The following is a 20,781-nucleotide window of genomic DNA, read 5'->3' on the forward strand; positions in this document are numbered from 1 at the left end:
TAGTCTACAGACGCTGTTTAAACTGGTAGTAGCGACCCTGTTTCGCCAACAGCTCTGCGTGACTACCTTGCTCAATAATGTGTCCGTTGTCCATCACAATTATCCGATCAAAACTCGCCAGTCCGCGCAGGCGGTGCGTGACCATCAGGACGGTTTTACCGGTCATGACATTGGCCAGCAAATCAAGGATTTGACTCTCGGTCGTGGCGTCCAGCCCTTCGGTGGGCTCGTCAAGCAGCATCAGCGGCGCATCGTGCAGCAGCGCGCGCGCAATTGCCAGACGGCGCAGCTCACCGCCGGAAAGCTGACGGCCGCCTTCACCCAGCCAGCTGTTCAATCCCTCGTCTTCAAGCAGCTTATGCAGACCAACCTGTTCCAGCACGGCGCGAAGCGCATCATCAGTGGCCTCTGGGGCTGCCAGCAGCAGGTTATCGCGCAGTGTGGCGCTAAACAGATGCACGCGCTGCGGAACGACGCTGACGGTTTTGCGCAGGGCTTGCTCGCTAAAATCGGTCAGCGACGTGTTATTAAAACGAATCTGACCGCGCTGCGGATCCCAGGCGCGGGTCAGCAGCTGCAGCAGCGTCGATTTACCGCAGCCGGTACGGCCGAGGATCGCAATCCGCTGTCCGGCATTAACAGAAAGGGTGATACCCTCCAGCGCGTTCTGTGCCTGTTTGTCATAGCTGAAGGTGACATCGTCAAGCGTCAGCGCAACCTGCTCAGGTACCGCGGTCTGCCCGGCACTGAACGTAACTTCCGGTTCCTGCTCGGCGATCTGGGTGATGCGCAGGGCAGAGGCGATCACCTGACCCAGGTGCTGGAAGGCGCCCGTCACCGGAGCCAGTGCTTCAAATGCGGCCAGCGCACAGAAAACGAAAAGGGCAATAAGAGGACCCGGCTGTGTATTTCCCCCGATATCGCCGGAAGCCAGCCACAGCATGGCAATCACCGCCACACCGCCGATTAGCATCATTAGCGCCTGAGAAAAGGCCGTCAGTTCCGACTGGCGGCGCTGGGCTTCATGCCAGTTTAGCTCCGTACTTTCCATGCGGGCGCGGTAGCGCTTGCTGGCACCAAAAATGGTCAGCTCTGCCTGGCCCTGAAGCCAGGAGGTCAGCTGCTGACGATAGTCCCCACGCAGACGAGTCAGGTTTTCCCCGGTGGATTTCCCGGCGCGGTAAAACAGCGGCGGCAGAACGATAAGCGTTAACAGCATTATCCCGCCCAGCGTCAGCGCAACGGGAACATCCAGAACAGACAGCCCCAGCGTGACCACCACAATCACCACAAACGCGCCCACGATGGGGGAAATTACGCGCAGATAAAGGTGATCCAGCGTGTCGACATCCGCCACCACGCGGTTAAGCAACTCGCCCTGACGAAAACGCGCCAGCCCGGCAGGGGAGAGGGGCAGTAGTTTGCTGAAGGTGTAGATACGCAGGTGCTGCAGCACGCGGAAGGTGGCGTCGTGGCTCACCAGGCGTTCGAAATAGCGTCCGGCAGTACGGGTGATGGCGGTACCGCGAACCCCAGCAGCCGGAAGCATATAGTTGAAGCTGTATAAACCGGCGAACCCTGCGACGGCCGAGGCCGACAGGAACCAGCCGGAAAGCGTGAGCAGACCGATGCTGGCGAGCAGCGTGACAATGGCCAGCACAATCCCCAGCGTCAGCATCCATTTGTGGCGTTTATAGAGCGCAAGATAAGGCAGCAGAGCGCGCATCAGATATCCTCCTGACGGTTCGCCAGCAGGGCGGCAAATGGTCCCTGGGCGGCAACGAGAGAGGCGTAATCGCCTTGCTCAACAATACGACCGTTCTCCATGACCCAGATCTGGTCCCAGTCGGCAATGCCTTCCAGCTGGTGGGTAACCATCAGGGTGGTTTGCTGCCGGGAGGCAGCGTTCAGGGCCTCCATTACGCGCTGCTCGCTGTGGGCATCCAGGCTTGCTGCGGGCTCGTCCAGCAGCATCAGCTGGCATGGGTTAAGCAGCGCTCGGGCAACGGCCACGCGCTGCGCCTGCCCGACCGACAGCCCGGCGGACTGATCGCCGACCACAGTATCCACCCCTTTCGGCAGCAGAGGCAGAAATTCGCTGACCCAGGCGCGGTCGAGAACCGATTGCAGCTCATCTTCACGCGCGTCCGGGCGCGCCAGAAGCACGTTTTCATGCAGCGTAGAAGCCGGGAGCTGCGGGTTTTGTCCTACCCAACTGAGCTGTTTACGCCAGGCGTCAGGCTCGAGGTTGCGCAGTTCGGTTTTGTTGATCCGCAGTGAACCCGTGTAGGCCATAAAACCGGATAGCGCGTTCAGTAGAGAGCTTTTCCCGGAACCGCTGGTGCCGACGAGCACCACGCGTTGTCCGGCAGGTAAAGTAAAGTTCAGCGGACCGGCGAGGATTTTGCCTTCGGGCGACAGAATGGAAAAGTCCTGCGCTTCAATCGTCACCGGATCTTTAGTATTCAGCGTTACGTCACCCCGCTCCGGGTGGGCCAGCGGCGTTTCCAGAAACGTTTTCAGGCTATCGGCGGCGCCAACCGCCTGCGCTTTGGCGTGATAGAAGGCTCCCAGATCGCGAAGCGGCTGGAAAAATTCCGGCGCCAGGATCAGCGCCAGGAAACCGGCAGAAAGGGTCACCGCCGTGCCGTAATGGCCGAAATCCAGCGCGCCAAGGTAGGAGAAGCCGAAGTAGACCGCCACGAGGGCGATCGACAGCGAGGTGAAGAATTCCAGGACGCCGGAAGATAAGAAGGCGAGGCGTAAGACTTCCATGGTGCGCTGACGGAAGTCCTGTGACGCCATGCGAATATTTTCGGTTTCCGCTTCACCGCGGCCAAAAATGCGCAATGTCTCCATGCCGCGAAGACGATCGAGGAAATGGCCACTCAGGCGACCCAATGCCAGGAAGTTACGGCGGTTGGCATCCGCTGCCCCCATCCCGACCAGCGCCATAAACAGCGGGATCAGCGGGGCGGTTCCCATCAGAATCAGCGCCGCCATCCAGTTCACCGGGAAGATAGCGATAACGATCAGCAGCGGAACGAAGACGGCAAGGGCCATCTGCGGCAGATAGCGCGCGTAGTAGTCGTGCATATCGTCAATCTGCTCAAGGATCAGCGTCGCCCAGCTACCGGCCGGTTTACCCTGGATCCAGGCAGGCCCGGCTTCCTGAAGCCTGTCGAGCACCTGACGGCGGATCTCGTAACGGATGTGCTGTCCGGCGTGAAAACCGACGCGCTCACGCAGCCATACCACCCAGGCGCGCAGAACAAAAATCAGGATCAGGACAATAAAGGGCAGCAGGAGCGCTTCGCGCGGGATGTTCTCCATGATCATGTGATTAAGAATGCGGGCCAGCAGCCATGCCTGGGCAACAATCAACAGACCGCTAACGAACCCCAAAAGACGGGAAATCGTAAGCCAGCGGCGGGAAATAACGCTTTGCTGTTTCAGCCAGCGTGTTAACTCTTGTTGACGGGTTTTTTCCATTGCGTACTTTGCAGGTGACGTTATTAGAAGTTGGGCAGCGCAATGTTACAACGGGGAGACAATAAAGGCGACTTATCGCCGCCTTTATTTACGTTTGTTACTGACTTGTAAAGATTATTTACCTTGTTCAGCCAGTCCATCGAGGTAGCGTTCAGCGTCCAGCGCGGCCATACAGCCGGTGCCCGCAGAAGTAATCGCCTGACGATAAATATGGTCCATCACGTCGCCAGCCGCAAAGACGCCCGGGATGCTGGTCTGGGTCGCATTACCGTGAATGCCGGACTGCACTTTGATGTAGCCGTTTTCCAGCTCCAGCTGACCGTCGAAGATCGCGGTGTTCGGACTGTGACCGATCGCCACAAACAGGCCCGCTACTTCCAGCGTTTCAACGTTATCGGTGTTCTGGGTATCACGGATACGCAGACCGGCAACGCCCATCTGGTCGCCCGTCACCTCTTCCAGGGTACGGTTGGTATGCAGCACGATGCTGCCACTTGCTACTTTATCCATCAGACGTTTGATCAGGATCTTCTCCGCGCGGAAGGTTTCGCGACGGTGGATCAGGTGCACCTCAGAGGCAATGTTTGCCAGATAGAGCGCTTCTTCCACTGCGGTGTTGCCGCCGCCGATGACCGCGACTTTCTGATTACGGTAGAAGAAACCGTCGCAGGTTGCGCAGGCAGAGACGCCGCGGCCTTTGAACGCTTCTTCGGATGGCAGACCGAGGTAACGGGCAGAAGCACCCGTGGCGATGATCAGCGCGTCGCAGGTGTATTCGCCGCTGTCGCCCGTCAGGCGGAAAGGACGGTTCTGAAGATCGACCTTGTTAATGTGGTCGAACAGAATTTCGGTTTCGAATTTAGCGGCATGCTCGTGCATACGTTCCATCAGCAGCGGCCCGGTCAGGTCGTTCGGGTCCCCTGGCCAGTTTTCCACTTCGGTGGTGGTGGTCAGCTGACCGCCTTTTTCCATACCGGTGATGAGTACCGGGTGCAGGTTAGCGCGTGCAGCATAGACCGCTGCGGTATATCCCGCAGGTCCAGAACCAAGGATTAGCAGCTTACTGTGTTTGGCCGTGCCCATGAGATCCCCATTGTTGTTGGCAGACATTTGGCTGGATTGTAGGGAATTTGTTGCCGTAAAAAAAGAGCGCAGCAATTTTGATATCAATCTGTGTAATAGCCGTGGACGATGAATAGCGCGCGATAACCTCACGCTTTCTCGATAAAAGCGGTCGTTTCTAAGGCAATAAAATGAGGATTAATACCCTGCCGTAATGAATATCCGGCATGTTGTACTAAAAAACGATGTTTTGCTTTGACAATCCCCTGCGCTTTTGCGAAAACATTCAAGGAAGAAAAAAAACCGCGTTAACCGTATGCCGCATAGGCATGCACGTAAATGCCATTTTTACCGGGTCAGTGAAATCTACGCATGGCGTGGACAGACGCCATACGTGATGTCGGTGACAGCCTTCGGGCAACGGTCTTCTTACCAACAGAACCCGAATCCGCATCGCGTCTATTACATAATCAGGCGATGTGATGACTAACGGGTACAGGCTCTGAACAGTGATGTGCACAGGGTCCAGGCAGGAGTAGGGAAGGAATACAGAGAGACAATAATAATGGTAGATAGCAAGAAGCGCCCTGGCAAAGATCTCGACCGTATCGATCGTAACATTCTTAATGAATTGCAAAAGGATGGGCGTATTTCCAACGTCGAGCTTTCAAAACGTGTGGGACTTTCCCCGACGCCGTGCCTTGAGCGTGTGCGCCGACTGGAAAGACAGGGTTTCATTCAGGGCTACACTGCTCTGTTGAACCCGCATTATCTGGATGCCTCACTTCTGGTATTTGTTGAGATTACTCTGAATCGTGGTGCGCCGGATGTGTTTGAACAATTCAACGCCGCTGTACAAAAACTTGAAGAAATTCAAGAGTGTCATCTGGTGTCCGGTGATTTCGACTACCTGTTGAAAACCCGTGTGCCTGATATGTCCGCCTACCGTAAGCTGCTGGGGGAAACCCTGCTGCGTCTGCCAGGCGTGAACGACACCCGTACATATGTGGTGATGGAAGAGGTCAAACAGAGCAATCGTCTGGTTATTAAGACGCGCTAACACGGAACAGGTGCAAAATCAGCGTAGTTTGATTACACTCCTGTTAATCCATACAGCAACAGTGCCGGGGAGTCCCGGCGCTGTTGTCCGTTTTAGCAAAAAGGCAGGATATGCCTGATACCTGGAGAGCCTTTTTTGAGCCAGGAATACACTGAAGACAAAGAAGTCACACTATCGAAGCTAAGCAGCGGACGTCGTCTCCTCGAGGCTTTGCTGATTGTTATTGCCCTTTTTGCCGTCTGGCTGATGGCAGCCTTATTCAGTTTCAATCCTTCAGATCCCAGCTGGTCACAAACTGCATGGCATGAGCCTATCCATAATTTAGGCGGTGTCCCTGGTGCCTGGCTGGCGGATACGCTGTTTTTCATTTTCGGTGTGATGGCCTACACCCTCCCCGTTATTATCATTGGCGGCTGCTGGTTTGCGTGGCGTCATCGTCAGAACGATGATTACATCGACTATTTCGCCGTGTCGCTGCGCCTGATTGGCGCGCTGGCGCTGATCCTTACTTCGTGCGGGCTAGCGGCAATCAATGCGGATGATATCTGGTACTTCGCCTCTGGCGGTGTAATCGGCAGCTTACTCAGTTCTGCGCTACAGCCGATGCTGCACAGCAGCGGCGGCACGCTGGCGCTGCTGTGCATTTGGGCGGCCGGGCTAACGCTGTTTACCGGCTGGTCCTGGGTGAGCATTGCCGAGAAAATTGGTAGTTTTATCCTCACCATTCTGACCTTCGCCAGCAACCGTACCCGCCGTGACGATACGTGGGTTGATGAAGACGAGTACGAAGATGAAGAGGAAGATGACGCGCCTGTGCAGCGTCGCGAATCTCGTCGTACGCGTATTCTGCGCGGCGCGCTGGCGCGTCGTCAGCGTGTTGCTGAGAAATTTGCCAACCCGCTAGGTCGTAAAACCGATGAGGCGCTCTTCTCCGGTAAACGCATGGATGAAGACGAGCAGGTGGCGTATCGCGCTGCGGGTGTCGCAGTCGATCCTGACGATGTGCTCTTCTCTGGCAGCCGGGCCACGCCCGGGGACTTTGACGAATACGACCCGCTGTTAAACGGTCACTCGGTCACTGAACCGGTTGCGGCAGCCGCAGCCGCGACAACCGCAGCGCAGGCGTATGCCGCGCCTGTCGACGCCGTGATGCCATCCGCGCCGGTTTCGCCGCCGGAATCCGTTATTCAGCAACCTCAGGTTGACTGGCAGACTGCTCCCGGTGTTCACACGCCGGAGCCTGTTATCGCGCCTGAACCAGAGAGCTATGTCCCTGTGCAGCAGGAGCAGTGGCAGCAGCCATATCAGCCGCCGCAGCCTGCGTATGAACCGCAAGATTACCCTCACTTTGAACAGCCAGTGGCCCAACCGTATCAGGAGTATGTGCCTGAACCGGTTGAACCTGTGCAGCCTCATGTAGCGCCGCAGCCTGAACCTGAGATCGTGGAAGAGGTGAAGCCAGCCCGTCCACCGCTGTACTATTTTGAAGAAGTCGAAGAGCGCCGCGCGCGTGAACGCGAACAGCTGGCCGCCTGGTATCAGCCTGTGCCTGAATCGGTGCAGGAGCCGGTGACGAAAGCGCCTTCTGTCCCAGTTCCACCGGTCGACTCGACACCTGTAGTTGCACCCGTAGCGGAAAGCGTGAAGCAGGCTACCGCGGCCGCTGCCGTGGCTGCACCTGTCTTTAGCCTGGCAACAGGGGGCGCGCCACGTCCTCAGGTGAAGGAGGGGATTGGTCCGCAACTGCCTCGTCCTAACCGCGTTCGCGTACCAACCCGTCGTGAACTTGCCTCTTATGGTATCAAGCTGCCTTCCCAGCGCATGGCAGAAGAGAAAGCGCGCGAGCCAGAGTACGAAGATGACGCCGATGAGATGCAACAGGACGAGCTGGCCCGCCAGTTCGCCGCGCAGCAGAATCAACGCTACGGTGAAGAATATCAGCACGGTGAACCTGTGCCTGAAGACGAAGATGACGCTGCAGAAGCGGAATTAGCGCGCCAGTTCGCCGCCACCCAGCAGCAGCGTTATTCCGGTGAACAACCGGCTGGTGCAAATCCGTTCTCACTGTCTGATTTTGAATTCTCGCCGATGAAGGATCTGGTGGATGATGGCCCGAGCGAGCCTTTATTTACCCCGAGCGTGATGCCGGAAGTTGAGCCTGTGCGCCAGCAGCCAGCACCACAGGCCTATGCACAGCCGCAACAACCTGTTCATCAGCCGTATGCGCAGCCGCAGCAGCCCGTTCAGCAGCCATATGCGCAACCGCAACAACCAGTTCAGCAACCGCAGCCGCCGCAGTTCCAGCAGCCTGCGCCTCAGCAGCAAGAGAGCCTGATTCACCCGCTGCTGATGCGTAACGGTGACAGCCGTCCGCTGCAGCGTCCAAGCACGCCGCTGCCGTCTCTTGATCTGTTAACGCCGCCGCCGTCGGAAGTGGAACCCGTCGATACCTTCGCGCTGGAGCAGATGGCGCGTCTGGTGGAAGCCCGTCTGGCCGACTTCCGTATCAAGGCTGACGTGGTGAACTACTCGCCGGGCCCTGTTATCACCCGTTTTGAACTGAACCTGGCGCCAGGCGTTAAAGCCGCGCGTATTTCTAACCTGTCCCGCGACCTGGCGCGTTCCTTGTCGACCGTTGCGGTACGTGTGGTGGAAGTGATACCGGGCAAACCTTACGTTGGTCTTGAGCTGCCGAACAAGAAACGTCAGACCGTCTACCTGCGTGAAGTGCTGGATAACACCAAATTCCGCGATAACCCATCCCCGCTGACAGTGGTGCTGGGTAAAGATATCGCTGGCGATCCGGTGGTGGCAGACCTCGCAAAAATGCCTCACCTGCTGGTCGCGGGTACTACCGGTTCCGGTAAGTCTGTCGGTGTGAACGCCATGATCCTCAGCATGCTCTATAAAGCGCAGCCGGAAGATGTGCGTTTCATCATGATCGACCCGAAAATGCTCGAACTTTCGGTCTACGAAGGCATCCCGCATCTGCTGACCGAAGTGGTCACCGACATGAAAGACGCCGCCAACGCCCTGCGCTGGAGCGTCAATGAGATGGAACGCCGCTACAAGCTGATGTCTGCGTTGGGCGTACGTAATCTGGCCGGTTATAACGAGAAAATCGCCCAGGCTATGCGTATGGGACGTCCGATCCCGGATCCTTACTGGAAGCCAGGTGACAGCATGGATGCCCAGCATCCGGTGCTGGAAAAACTGCCTTATATCGTCGTGCTGGTCGATGAATTCGCTGACCTGATGATGACCGTTGGTAAGAAAGTGGAAGAGTTGATTGCCCGTCTGGCGCAGAAAGCGCGTGCGGCTGGTATTCACCTTGTGCTGGCGACCCAGCGTCCTTCCGTGGACGTTATCACTGGTCTTATCAAAGCGAACATTCCGACGCGTATCGCCTTTACCGTATCAAGCAAAATTGACTCCCGTACCATTCTTGATCAGGGCGGCGCAGAGTCGCTGCTGGGAATGGGGGACATGCTCTATTCCGGCCCGAACTCCACTTCTCCGGTGCGTGTTCACGGTGCGTTTGTCCGCGACGAGGAAGTTCACGCTGTCGTGCAGGACTGGAAAGCGCGCGGTCGTCCACAATATATTGACGGCATTACCAGCGATACGGAAAGCGAAGGCGGCGGCGGTGGCTTCGACGGTGGTGAAGAGCTGGATCCGTTATTCGATCAGGCGGTTAACTTCGTTACCGAAAAACGCAAAGCGTCCATCTCAGGCGTGCAGCGTCAATTCCGCATCGGCTATAACCGCGCAGCGCGTATCATCGAGCAGATGGAAGCGCAGGGCATTGTGAGCGAGCAGGGGCATAACGGTAACCGCGAGGTGCTGGCGCCGCCGCCGTTTGATTAACCTTCAGCGTTTGCAAAGAAGGGTAAATCAGCCAAAATTAAGCATTTTCTTCTGTCGCCTGCCTTCGGGCAGGTCCAGAATAGAAGACGGAAATCCCATATCGGGAAGACGTATTTTAAGGAATAACAATGAAAAAAATCGCCATCGCCTGTGCATTACTCACCAGTTTTGTTGCCAGCAGCGTCTGGGCTGATGCAGCCAGCGACCTTAAAAGCCGACTGGATAAAGTAAGCAGCTTCCACGCCAGCTTCACGCAAAAAGTGACGGACGGCAGCGGCAACGCGGTGCAGGAAGGCCAGGGAGATTTGTGGGTAAAACGCCCAAATCTGTTCAACTGGCACATGACCCAGCCGGATGAGAGCATCCTGGTGTCTGACGGTAAAACCTTATGGTTCTACAACCCGTTCGTTGAGCAGGCTACTGCGACCTGGCTGAAAGATGCCACCAGCAATACGCCGTTTATGCTGATTGCCCGAAACCAGGCCAGCGACTGGCAGCAGTACAATATTAAACAGACGGGTGACGAGTTCGTCCTGACGCCGAAAGGCAGCAACGGCAACCTGAAGCAGTTCACCATTAACGTGAGCACCAACGGTACCATTAATCAGTTCGGCGCGGTTGAGCAGGACGATCAGCGCAGCAGCTACCAGCTTAAATCTCAGCAGAACGGCGCCGTTGATGCATCGAAATTCACCTTTACCCCGCCGAAGGGCGTGACGGTGGACGACCAACGCAATAAGTAAGAGGCGTGAGTGGGCAATCTGTCGCTCGATTTTTCAGATAACGCGTTTCAACCTCTGGCCGCCCGTATGCGGCCAGAAAATTTAGCGCAGTACATCGGCCAGCAGCACCTGCTGGCTGCCGGTAAGCCATTGCCACGCGCCATTGAGGCCGGGCATCTTCACTCCATGATCCTCTGGGGGCCCCCTGGCACCGGCAAGACCACGCTTGCAGAAGTGATCGCCCGCTATGCCAACGCGGACGTTGAACGCATCTCGGCGGTGACCTCCGGCGTGAAGGAGATCCGTGAGGCGATCGAGCGTGCGCGGCAGAACCGCAATGCCGGGCGGCGCACCATCCTCTTCGTGGACGAAGTACACCGCTTCAACAAGAGCCAGCAGGATGCCTTCCTGCCGCATATTGAAGACGGCACGATCTTCTTCATCGGCGCGACCACCGAGAATCCGTCGTTTGAACTGAACTCGGCGCTACTCTCCCGCGCGCGCGTTTATCTGCTCAAATCGCTGACTACCGAGGATATTGAAAAGGTTCTCACCCAGGCGATGGACGACAAAGCGCGCGGCTACGGCGGGCAGAATATCGTTCTGCCCGACGACACGCGTCGTGCGATCGCGGAGCTGGTCAACGGCGATGCGCGTCGGGCGCTGAATACGCTGGAAATGATGGCCGATATGGCCGAAGTCGACGATGCCGGGAAGCGGGTGCTTAAACCGGAATTGCTCACCGAAATTGCTGGTGAACGCAGCGCCCGTTTCGACAATAAAGGCGACCGTTTTTACGACCTGATCTCGGCGCTGCATAAGTCGGTACGCGGCAGCGCGCCGGATGCGGCGCTTTACTGGTACGCGCGCATTATCACTGCGGGCGGCGATCCGTTGTATGTCGCGCGCCGCTGTCTGGCGATTGCGTCTGAAGATGTTGGCAATGCCGATCCACGCGCTATGCAGGTCGCGCTGTCGGCCTGGGACTGCTTCACCCGCGTTGGACCCGCGGAGGGCGAACGTGCCATTGCGCAGGCGATTGTTTATTTGGCCTGCGCGCCGAAAAGCAATGCGGTTTATACCGCGTTTAAAGCGGCAATGTCGGATGCGCGTGAACGCCCGGACTACGATGTGCCGGTTCATCTGCGTAATGCACCGACCAAACTGATGAAAGAGATGGGGTATGGGCAGGAGTACCGCTACGCTCATGATGAACCCAATGCCTACGCCGCAGGGGAGGAATATTTCCCGCAGGAGATGGCACAAACGCGCTATTATCGCCCCACAAACAGAGGTCTTGAAGGCAAGATTGGTGAAAAGCTCACCTGGCTCGCCGGACAGGATCAAAATAGCCCTATAAAACGCTACCGTTAGTTCAATCGTTGCGGTAATGTTGGCGTAGTATCCTTGTGGCCGCAGGCTGTGGTCACATTTCCCTATTTTAATTCGATAAGCACAGGATAAGCATGCTCGATCCCAATCTGCTGCGTAATGAGCCAGACGCAGTCGCTGAAAAACTGGCACGCCGGGGCTTTAAGCTGGATGTAGATAAGCTACGCGCTCTTGAAGAGCGTCGTAAAGTACTGCAGGTACAAACTGAAAATCTGCAGGCAGAGCGTAACTCTCGATCGAAATCCATCGGCCAGGCGAAAGCGCGCGGGGAAGATATTGAGCCATTACGCCTGGAAGTGAACAAGCTGGGTGAAGAACTGGATCAGGCGAAAGCTGAGCTGGACGTTCTTCAGGCCGAGATTCGTGATATTGCCCTGGCTATCCCGAATATTCCTGACGACAGCGTGCCTGTCGGCAAAGATGAAAACGACAACGTTGAAGTGAAGCGCTGGGGTACGCCTCGTGAGTTTGACTTCGAAGTACGCGATCACGTGACGCTGGGCGAAATGCACGCGGGCCTGGACTTTGCGGCAGCGGTTAAGCTGACAGGTTCTCGCTTCGTGGTGATGAAAGGCCAGATTGCCCATCTGCACCGCGCGCTGGCGCAGTTCATGCTGGATCTGCACACCGAGCAGCATGGCTACAGCGAAACCTACGTGCCGTATCTGGTCAACCACGATACGCTGTACGGTACGGGCCAGCTGCCAAAATTTGCCGGCGATCTGTTCCATACCCGTCCTCTGGACGAGGAAGCAGACAGCAGCAACTACGCGCTGATCCCAACCGCTGAAGTGCCGCTGACTAACCTCGTGCGTGATGAGATCATCGATGAAGACGACCTGCCAATTAAGCTGACGGCACACTCTCCGTGCTTCCGTTCTGAAGCAGGTTCTTACGGTCGCGACACGCGCGGTCTGATCCGTATGCACCAGTTCGACAAAGTTGAGATGGTGCAGATCGTTCGTCCTGAAGAATCTATGGACGCGCTGGAAGAGATGACCGGCCACGCGGAGAAGGTTCTGGAGCTGCTGGGTCTGCCGTACCGTCGTATGGCTCTGTGTACCGGTGATATGGGCTTTGGCGCCTGCAAAACCTTCGATCTGGAAGTGTGGGTGCCTGCGCAGAACACCTACCGTGAAATCTCCTCCTGCTCTAACGTCTGGGATTTCCAGGCGCGCCGCATGCAGGCACGCTGCCGCAGCAAATCTGACAAGAAAACCCGTCTGGTACATACCCTGAACGGTTCTGGTCTGGCTGTGGGTCGTACCCTGGTTGCCGTGCTGGAAAACTATCAGCAGGCAGACGGTCGTATCGAGATCCCTGAAGTGCTGCGTCCATACATGAAAGGCCAGCAGTACATCGGTTAATATTTGTCTTAAAACAAAAAAGCGCCTCAGGGCGCTTTTTTTATGCTTATGAATTGATACGACGCAATACCCCCTCCCTCTAAAGTAGTAATACTCCTCCGAATGAAAGTCAGCATAAAACGCTGATAACGAAAATATTCGTTATATATAAAACTACATAGCGGTTTGCGCCGCCTCGCTTTTCTTTGTGAGCAACCAAAGTGAGTCTCTATGAAAATCAACGCGCCTGAAGCATTAATGGCTGCCGAGGTCACTCGCCGTGGTTTGATGAAAACCACGGCTATAGGCGGCCTGGCCGTAGCCAGCAGTGCCTTCACGCTCCCCTTTACCCGACTGGCGTCGGCGGCTGATGCTCTGTCTCCGGCCACTTCCCCGGAAAAAGTGGTGTGGAGTGCCTGTACCGTCAACTGCGGTAGCCGTTGTCCGCTGCGTATGCATGTGGTGGATGGTGAAATTAAATATGTCGAAACCGACAATACCGGGGACGATAACTACGAAGGGTTACATCAGGTCCGTGCCTGCCTGCGCGGTCGCTCCATGCGTCGTCGTGTCTATAATCCTGACCGCCTGAAATACCCGATGAAGCGCGTCGGTAAGCGTGGGGAAGGGAAGTTCGAGCGGATTAGCTGGGATGAAGCCTACGATATCATTGCCACTAACATGCAGCGTTTGATTAAAGAGTACGGCAACGAATCCATCTACCTGAACTACGGTACCGGGACGCTTGGCGGCACGCTGACCCGTTCCTGGCCACCGGGTAAAACGCTGGTGGCGCGCCTGATGAACTGCTGCGGCGGTTATCTCAATCACTATGGTGACTACTCATCGGCGCAGATTGCTGCTGGCCTGAACTACACCTATGGCGGCTGGGCGGACGGAAACAGCCCGTCTGATATCGAAAATAGTAAGCTGGTGGTGCTGTTCGGCAATAACCCGGGTGAAACCCGCATGAGCGGCGGTGGGGTAACCTACTACCTCGAACAGGCCCGCGCCAAATCCAATGCCCGCATGATCATCATCGACCCACGCTACACCGACACCGGCGCCGGACGTGAAGACGAGTGGATTCCCATTCGTCCGGGGACCGACGCGGCGCTGGTCTCCGCCCTGGCGTGGGTGATGATCACTGAGAATCTTGTCGATCAGCCTTTCCTGGATAAATACTGCGTCGGCTATGACGAGAAAACTCTGCCAGCCAGCGCGCCGGCAAACGGTCACTACAAGGCGTATATTCTCGGACAGGGCAGCGACGGCGTGGCGAAAACGCCGGAGTGGGCGTCCACCATCACCGGCATCCCGGCTGATCGTATCGTTCAGCTGGCGCGTGAAATTGGTTCAGCCAAACCGGCCTATATCAGCCAGGGCTGGGGTCCGCAGCGTCATGCGAACGGCGAAATCGCGACCCGTGCCATCTCCATGCTCTCCATTCTGACCGGCAACGTCGGCATTCACGGCGGTAACACCGGCGCGCGTGAAGGTTCATATGAAGTGCCGTTCGAACGTATGCCGACGCTGGATAACCCGGTTCAGACCAGCATCTCCATGTTTATGTGGACCGATGCGATTGAACGCGGCCCGGAAATGACCGCCCTGCGCGACGGCGTGCGCGGCAAGGACAAGCTGGACGTGCCGATCAAGATGATCTGGAACTATGCCGGTAACTGCCTCATCAACCAGCATTCAGAAATCAACCGTACCCATGAAATCCTGCAGGACGACAAGAAGTGCGAGATGATTGTGGTGATCGACTGCCACATGACCTCTTCGGCGAAATATGCCGATATCCTGCTGCCGGACTGCACCGCCTCTGAGCAGATGGATTTCGCGCTGGATGCATCCTGCGGCAACATGTCCTACGTGATTTTTACCGACCAGGCGATTAAACCGCGCTTTGAGTGCAAAACCATTTATGAGATGACCTCCGAGCTGGCGAAACGTCTTGGCGTTGAGCAGCAGTTTACCGAGGGGCGGACTCAGGAAGGGTGGATGCGCCATCTGCATGAACTCTCCCGTAAGGCCATTCCTGACCTGCCGGACTTTGACACCTTCCGCAAGCAGGGGATGTACAAACAGCGCGATCCGGAAGGGCACCACGTGGCGTACAAAGCGTTCCGTGAAGATCCGCAGGCGAACCCGCTGACCACGCCGTCGGGCAAAATAGAAATCTATTCCGAAGAGTTGGCAAAAATTGCGTCAACCTGGGAACTGCCGGAAGGGGACGTTATCGATCCGCTGCCGATCTACACGCCGGGCTTTGAAAACTACAACGATCCGCTGACGGCGAAATTCCCGCTGCAGCTGACCGGCTTCCACTACAAAGCGCGTGTTCACTCTACCTACGGTAACGTCGACGTGCTGAAAGCCGCCTGCCGACAGGAGATGTGGATCAACCCGATGGATGCCAAAGCGCGAGGCATCAGCAATGGCGATCGCGTGCGGATCTTCAACGGTCGCGGCGAGGTTCACATTGAAGCCAAAGTGACGCCGCGCATGATGCCAGGCGTAGTGGCGCTGGGTGAAGGTGCCTGGTATAGGCCTGATGCAAACCGCATCGACCAGGCTGGCAGTATTAACGTACTGACCACGCAGCGTCCGTCGCCGCTGGCGAAAGGCAACCCATCCCACACAAACCTTGTCCAGGTTGAAAAGGTTTAAGGAGTAACCGATGACAACCCAGTATGGATTTTTTATTGATTCCAGCCGTTGCACCGGGTGCAAAACCTGCGAGCTGGCCTGTAAAGATTACAAAGACCTGACCCCTGACGTCAGCTTCCGCCGTATTTATGAATACGCCGGGGGGGACTGGCAGGAAGATAACGGCGTCTGGCATCAGAACGTTTTTGCCTATTACCTGTCAATTGCCTGTAACCACTGTGAAGATCCGGCCTGTACTAAGGTCTGCCCGAGCGGGGCGATGCACAAGCGTGAAGACGGTTTTGTGGTGGTGGACGAAGATGTCTGCATCGGCTGTCGGTACTGCCATATGGCGTGCCCGTACGGCGCGCCGCAGTACAATGCCGCCAAAGGTCATATGACCAAATGCGACGGTTGCCATACCCGCGTGGCGGACGGCAAAAAGCCGATTTGCGTCGAGTCCTGCCCGCTGCGCGCGCTGGACTTCGGTCCTATTGAAGAGCTGCGTCAAAAACACGGTCAGCTCGCTGCCGTGGCACCGCTGCCGTCTGCGCATTTCACGAAGCCGAGCATTGTGATTAAACCTAACGCCAACAGCCGTCCTACAGGTGATACCACCGGCTACCTGGCAAATCCGAAGGAGGTGTGAGATGGGAAGTGGATGGCATGAATGGCCGCTGATGATCTTCACGGTCTTTGGTCAGTGCGTGGCGGGTGGTTTCATTGTGCTCGCGCTGGCGCTGTTGAAAGGTCGCCTCAATGCTGAACAGCAGCAGCGTTTAGTGTTGAGCATGTTTGGCCTGTGGGTGCTGATGGGGATTGGGTTTATCGCCTCTACGCTTCACCTGGGTTCGCCTATGCGCGCGTTTAACTCCCTGAACCGCGTGGGGGCCTCATCCCTCAGTAACGAGATTGCCAGCGGAGCAATTTTCTTTGCCGTCGGTGGGTTGGGCTGGCTGTTGGCCGCCATGAAAAAATTGCCTGCGGGTCTGCGCAGCCTGTGGCTAATCGTGACCATGGTGTTAGGCGTGGTGTTCGTGTGGATGATGGTGCGCGTCTATAACACCATCGATACCGTTCCAACATGGTACAGCGTCTGGACGCCAATGAGCTTCTTCCTGACGATGTTGATCGGCGGACCGCTGCTGGGCTACCTGCTGCTGCGCGTGGCGGGCGTAGACGGGTGGGCAATGCGTTTGCTGCCCGCAGTTTCTCTGCTGGCGCTGGTAGTGAGTTCGATAGTCGCCCTGATGCAGGGTGCAGAACTGGCAACCATTCACAGCTCTATCCAGCAGGCTTCTGCCCTGGTACCGGACTACGGTGCTCTGATGGCCTGGCGCATCGTTCTGCTGGTCGCCGCGTTGGTATTCTGGATCGCTCCTCAGCTCAAAGGTTATCAGCCCGCGCTACCGCTGCTGTCACTGGCCTTTGTGCTGGTCCTGGCGGGTGAACTGATTGGCCGCGGTGTGTTCTACGGGTTGCATATGACCGTAGGTATGGCTATCGCCAGTTAACGTTGTATTTGGTTATATCAAGCCGGGCCTGAGCGCCCGGCTTTTTCTTTTTTCGATCATGAAATTTTTCGTCTGTCGTTTTGTTTTAATTCCTCCCATTAATAAATAAAAACAGATACATAATTAATATCTATAGCAGGCGTGGTATTAGCAGGATAAGTTTTTTAAATCGACAGGGAACATATTGTGCGAGGCGGCTAAATCAGTGGATTGACTTTGTTTTTGGCAGTGGCATGATGCGCACGAAATCTGAACTTCCTCACGGTTTTTAATCCATGACCACCTATACCCGGCCAGTGCTTCTGTTGCTCTGTGGCCTGCTTCTGTTGACCCTGGCGATCGCAGTGTTAAATACGCTCGTCCCGCTGTGGCTCGCCCATGAAAACTTACCGACCTGGCAGGTGGGTATGGTCAGTTCATCCTTTTTTACCGGGAACCTGCTGGGTACGCTGGTGACCGGGAGCCTGATTAAACGCTTTGGCTTTAACCGCAGCTATTATCTGGCTTCGATGATTTTCGCCGCCGGTTGTGCGGGGCTAGGCCTGATGGTCGGCTTCTGGAGCTGGATGGCATGGCGCTTCATAGCCGGTGTAGGCTGTGCGATGATTTGGGTGGTGGTTGAAAGTGCGCTGATGTGCAGCGGCACTTCCCGTAACCGTGGACGCCTGCTGGCAGCCTATATGATGGTTTATTACGTCGGCACCGTGCTGGGGCAACTGATGGTCAGCAAGCTGCCAACCGACCTCATGAGCGTTCTGCCGTGGGTTACGGGTATGGTGCTGGCCGCGATCTTGCCTTTGCTCTTCACGCGCATCGTGAACCAGAACAGCGAACACCAGGAAGCAACCCACGTCTGGCCAATGCTCAGACTGCGTCATGCGCGTCTGGGCGTTAACGGCTGCATTATATCGGGGATTGTACTGGGCTCGCTCTATGGCCTGATGCCGCTCTATCTGAATCATCAGGGCGTCAGCGATTCCGGAATTGGCTTCTGGATGGCGGTCATGGTGAGTGCGGGGATCGTCGGGCAGTGGCCGATTGGCCGACTGGCAGACCGCTTCGGTCGTTTGCTGGTGCTGCGCGTTCAGGTCTTCGTGGTCATCATGGGATGTCTTGCCATGCTCAGCAATGCCGCGATGGCGCCTGCGCTGTTCATTCTCGGGGCCGCCGGCTTTACGCTCTATCCGGTGGCAATGGCCTGGGCCTGCGAAAAAGTTGAGCATCACCAGCTGGTGGCAATGAACCAGGCGCTGTTACTGAGCTATACCATCGGCAGCTTATTAGGGCCGACGTTTACCGCGATGCTGATGCAGAATTACTCCGACAATTTACTGTTTATCATGATTGCCAGCGTGTCGTTTATATATCTCTTAATGCTGCTGCGTAAAGCAGGTGAGCATCCAACGCCTGTGGCACATGCCTGATTAAATTTAAGCCTGTCGATGACAGGCTTTTTTGTTCCTGTCACATATAAGACTTTTACGTATTGTCTGTTTTTCATGCCTGGCGATAATTCAGGTGAGTCCTACCACTATAAGGCAGCAATCATGTCTATTCGTCGTTTTTCCACTACCGCACTTGCCGTAGTGTTGTCTTTAACGTTTGCAACGGCTCCGGTCATGGCTAATCCTGGAAACGGGAACGGCGGTGGTCACGGAAACGGTGGCGGACAAGGTAATGGCGGTAATCATGGTAACGGGAATTCTGGTAACTCCGGCAACCATGGAAATAAGCAAAATAGCGGACAGGATAACCCTGGAAAATCGAATAAGAGCTTCAAAAATAGCAAAGATGTCGGTAATGATGTTGATGCTCGCGTGAGCTTCGATCATGCGCGTCACCTGGCGCTGAATTATGGCTTAACGGGCTATGACTCTCTGCCTCCGGGCATCGCGAAAAACCTGGCGCGCGGTAAGCCGCTTCCTCCGGGCATTGCGAAGAAAAACGTGCCAGCCTCTATGCTGGACCAGCTTCCTTCCTACCCAGGCTATGAATGGCGCGTGGTCGGGGACGACCTGGTCTTAATTGCGCTGAGCACAGCCATTGTGACGTCCGTTATTAACGGTGTATTTAAATAGAATATAAAAAAGGCCCGGTTTTACCGGGCCTTTTCTTTAATACATGACCTTGTGGCCATACTGCTCGAGAATACCTTTCACGCGTTCCATCGTCTCTTTTTTCGGCGGCTTCACGCCATCGAGTTTGTACTCTTCGCCCATGGCCACCCATTTATGTTTACCCAGCTCGTGATAGGGCAGAAGCTCGATTTTCTCGACGTTGCCCATGTCACGGGTGAATTCCCCCAGGCGGTGCGCGGAGTCGTCGTCGTCTGACCAGCCAGGAACAACCACGTAGCGGATCCAGGTTTTGATGCCTTTGTCGGCTATGTATTTGGCAAACTCCAGCGTGCGGTGGTTTGAGACACCAACGAGGTTCTGATGGATCTCATCGTTCATTTGTTTGAGATCGAGCATCACCAGATCGGTCACTTCAAGCAGTTCATCAATCACCGGATCGTAGCGACGTACAAAGCCATTGGTATCCAGGCAGGTATGAATGCCTTCTTTGTGGCAGGCGCGGAACCAGTCACGGACAAATTCAGCCTGAAGAATGGCTTCACCGCCGGATGCGGTGACGCCGCCACCGGACGCGTTCATAAAGTGGCGGTAAGTCACCACCTCTTTCATCAAGTCTTCAACGGTCACTTCTTTGCCGCCGTGCGTGTCCCAGGTATCGCGGTTATGGCAGTACAGGCAGCGCATCAGGCAGCCCTGGAAAAAGGTGATAAAGCGGATGCCCGGGCCATCAACGGTGCCACAGGATTCAAAGGAGTGAATACGACCAATAGTTGACATTGCGGTGATATCTCCATCATCGGCCCGTCCCGGGCCTGTGTATGCACAGCTCAAAGCCGGCTGTGTTAAGTCTGTTTTGGCTGTTATCCATTAAGTATAGATAGCGGACAAAAGAGACTGAGGTGGAGAGGGTGCTAAAAAGGCCCCACTGACGTGGAGCCTTTATTGTACGCTTGTTAACGCGTGATTTCAGTCAATTCCACTTACATGGACTGAGTGAAAGTACGGGTGATAACGTCCTGCTGCTGTTCTTTAGTCAGGGAGTTAAAACGTACTGCGTAGCCAGATACGCGGATGGTCAGCTGAGGATATTTCTCAGGGTGTTCCATCGCGTCGAGCAGCATTTCACGGTTCATCACGTTCACGTTCAGGTGCTGACCACCTTCGATGGACGCTTCGTGGTGGAAGTAACCATCCATCAGACCCGCGAGGTTGGTTTTACGCACTTCGTCGTCTTTACCCAGCGCGTTTGGCACGATAGAGAAGGTGTAAGAGATACCATCTTTCGCGTAGGCAAACGGCAGTTTAGCTACGGAAGTCAGAGAGGCAACAGCACCTTTCTGATCACGACCGTGCATTGGGTTAGCACCTGGGCCGAATGGCGCGCCAGCACGACGACCGTCTGGGGTGTTACCGGTTTTCTTACCATACACAACGTTAGAGGTGATGGTCAGAACAGACTGAGTCGGGATAGCGTTACGGTAGGTAGTCAGTTTCTGAATTTTCTTCATGAAACGTTCTACCAGGTCAACCGCCATGTCATCAACGCGAGAGTCGTTGTTACCAAACTGAGGATATTCGCCTTCGATTTCGAAG

15 protein-coding genes are annotated in these 20,781 nt (G+C 55.9%); 10 read left to right on the forward strand and 5 right to left on the reverse strand.

Translation table 11 applies throughout. From position 1 onward, the window contains the following. Positions 1–4: 4 nt before the first annotated feature. From cydC to trxB, 3 genes are all read right to left on the reverse strand, one after another. A complete protein-coding gene (cydC, locus tag ACWYRJ_RS07440) occupies positions 5–1,726 on the reverse strand; it encodes a heme ABC transporter ATP-binding protein/permease CydC (protein ID WP_249576892.1) in 1,722 nt (573 codons plus the stop codon). Further along, positions 1,726–3,492: a heme ABC transporter permease/ATP-binding protein CydD gene (gene cydD, locus ACWYRJ_RS07445; protein WP_455507656.1), complete on the reverse strand. Its 1,767-nt coding sequence runs from the start codon at positions 3,490–3,492 to the stop codon at positions 1,726–1,728. Before cydD ends, cydC begins: the two co-directional genes overlap by 1 nt. Positions 3,493–3,606: 114 nt before the next feature. Continuing rightward, entirely contained in the window at positions 3,607–4,575 is a 969-nt protein-coding gene (gene trxB, locus ACWYRJ_RS07450) for a thioredoxin-disulfide reductase (protein ID WP_455507657.1), read from the reverse strand. A gap of 544 nt (positions 4,576–5,119) precedes the next feature. Here trxB and lrp point away from each other — a divergent pair. The 10 genes from lrp (at position 5,120) to ACWYRJ_RS07500 (ending at position 19,188) form a co-directional block, all read left to right on the forward strand. Beyond that, complete coding sequence (gene lrp, locus ACWYRJ_RS07455) at positions 5,120–5,614, forward strand: leucine-responsive transcriptional regulator Lrp (RefSeq protein WP_000228469.1); 495 nt, start codon at positions 5,120–5,122, stop codon at positions 5,612–5,614. 135 nt (positions 5,615–5,749) lie between these two features. Continuing rightward, the gene (gene ftsK / locus ACWYRJ_RS07460) at positions 5,750–9,481 is read left to right on the forward strand and encodes a DNA translocase FtsK (RefSeq protein ID WP_455507658.1); all 3,732 of its coding nucleotides are present in this window, start codon (positions 5,750–5,752) and stop codon (positions 9,479–9,481) included. A 128-nt stretch (positions 9,482–9,609) separates the two neighbouring features. Next, positions 9,610–10,224: an outer membrane lipoprotein chaperone LolA gene (lolA, locus tag ACWYRJ_RS07465; RefSeq protein WP_021240884.1), complete on the forward strand. Its 615-nt coding sequence runs from the start codon at positions 9,610–9,612 to the stop codon at positions 10,222–10,224. Positions 10,225–10,233: 9 nt separating this feature from the next. Further along, positions 10,234–11,577, forward strand: a complete 1,344-nt coding sequence (rarA, locus tag ACWYRJ_RS07470) for a replication-associated recombination protein RarA (protein ID WP_455507659.1) — start codon at positions 10,234–10,236, stop codon at positions 11,575–11,577. Positions 11,578–11,669: 92 nt separating this feature from the next. Next, the gene (gene serS / locus ACWYRJ_RS07475) at positions 11,670–12,962 is read left to right on the forward strand and encodes a serine--tRNA ligase (RefSeq protein WP_008499983.1); all 1,293 of its coding nucleotides are present in this window, start codon (positions 11,670–11,672) and stop codon (positions 12,960–12,962) included. Between the two features lie 210 nt (positions 12,963–13,172). Then, a complete protein-coding gene (gene dmsA / locus ACWYRJ_RS07480; protein WP_455507660.1) occupies positions 13,173–15,617 on the forward strand; it encodes a dimethylsulfoxide reductase subunit A in 2,445 nt (814 codons plus the stop codon). 10 nt (positions 15,618–15,627) lie between these two features. Further along, the gene (locus tag ACWYRJ_RS07485) at positions 15,628–16,245 is read left to right on the forward strand and encodes a DMSO/selenate family reductase complex B subunit (RefSeq protein ID WP_021240882.1); all 618 of its coding nucleotides are present in this window, start codon (positions 15,628–15,630) and stop codon (positions 16,243–16,245) included. A gap of 1 nt (position 16,246) precedes the next feature. Then, on the forward strand, positions 16,247–17,110 hold the full coding sequence (locus ACWYRJ_RS07490; protein WP_111963923.1) for a dimethyl sulfoxide reductase anchor subunit family protein: 864 nt from the start codon (positions 16,247–16,249) through the stop codon (positions 17,108–17,110). Positions 17,111–17,385: 275 nt separating this feature from the next. Beyond that, complete coding sequence (locus ACWYRJ_RS07495) at positions 17,386–18,534, forward strand: MFS transporter (protein ID WP_455507661.1); 1,149 nt, start codon at positions 17,386–17,388, stop codon at positions 18,532–18,534. A gap of 123 nt (positions 18,535–18,657) precedes the next feature. Next, positions 18,658–19,188 (forward strand): anti-virulence regulator CigR family protein, encoded by a 531-nt coding sequence (locus tag ACWYRJ_RS07500; RefSeq protein WP_455507662.1) that lies wholly within the window; start codon positions 18,658–18,660, stop codon positions 19,186–19,188. A 36-nt stretch (positions 19,189–19,224) separates the two neighbouring features. Here the strand turns inward: ACWYRJ_RS07500 and pflA are convergent, their stop codons facing one another. Together pflA and ACWYRJ_RS07510 are read right to left on the reverse strand one after the other, a co-directional pair. Continuing rightward, positions 19,225–19,965, reverse strand: a complete 741-nt coding sequence (pflA, locus tag ACWYRJ_RS07505) for a pyruvate formate lyase 1-activating protein (RefSeq protein WP_045630022.1) — start codon at positions 19,963–19,965, stop codon at positions 19,225–19,227. A 203-nt stretch (positions 19,966–20,168) separates the two neighbouring features. Continuing rightward, a partial coding sequence (locus ACWYRJ_RS07510) for a glycine radical domain-containing protein (protein ID WP_455507663.1) occupies positions 20,169–20,781 on the reverse strand: 613 nt, incomplete at its 5' end.

It is taken from the genome of Enterobacter sp., assembly GCF_977039595.1.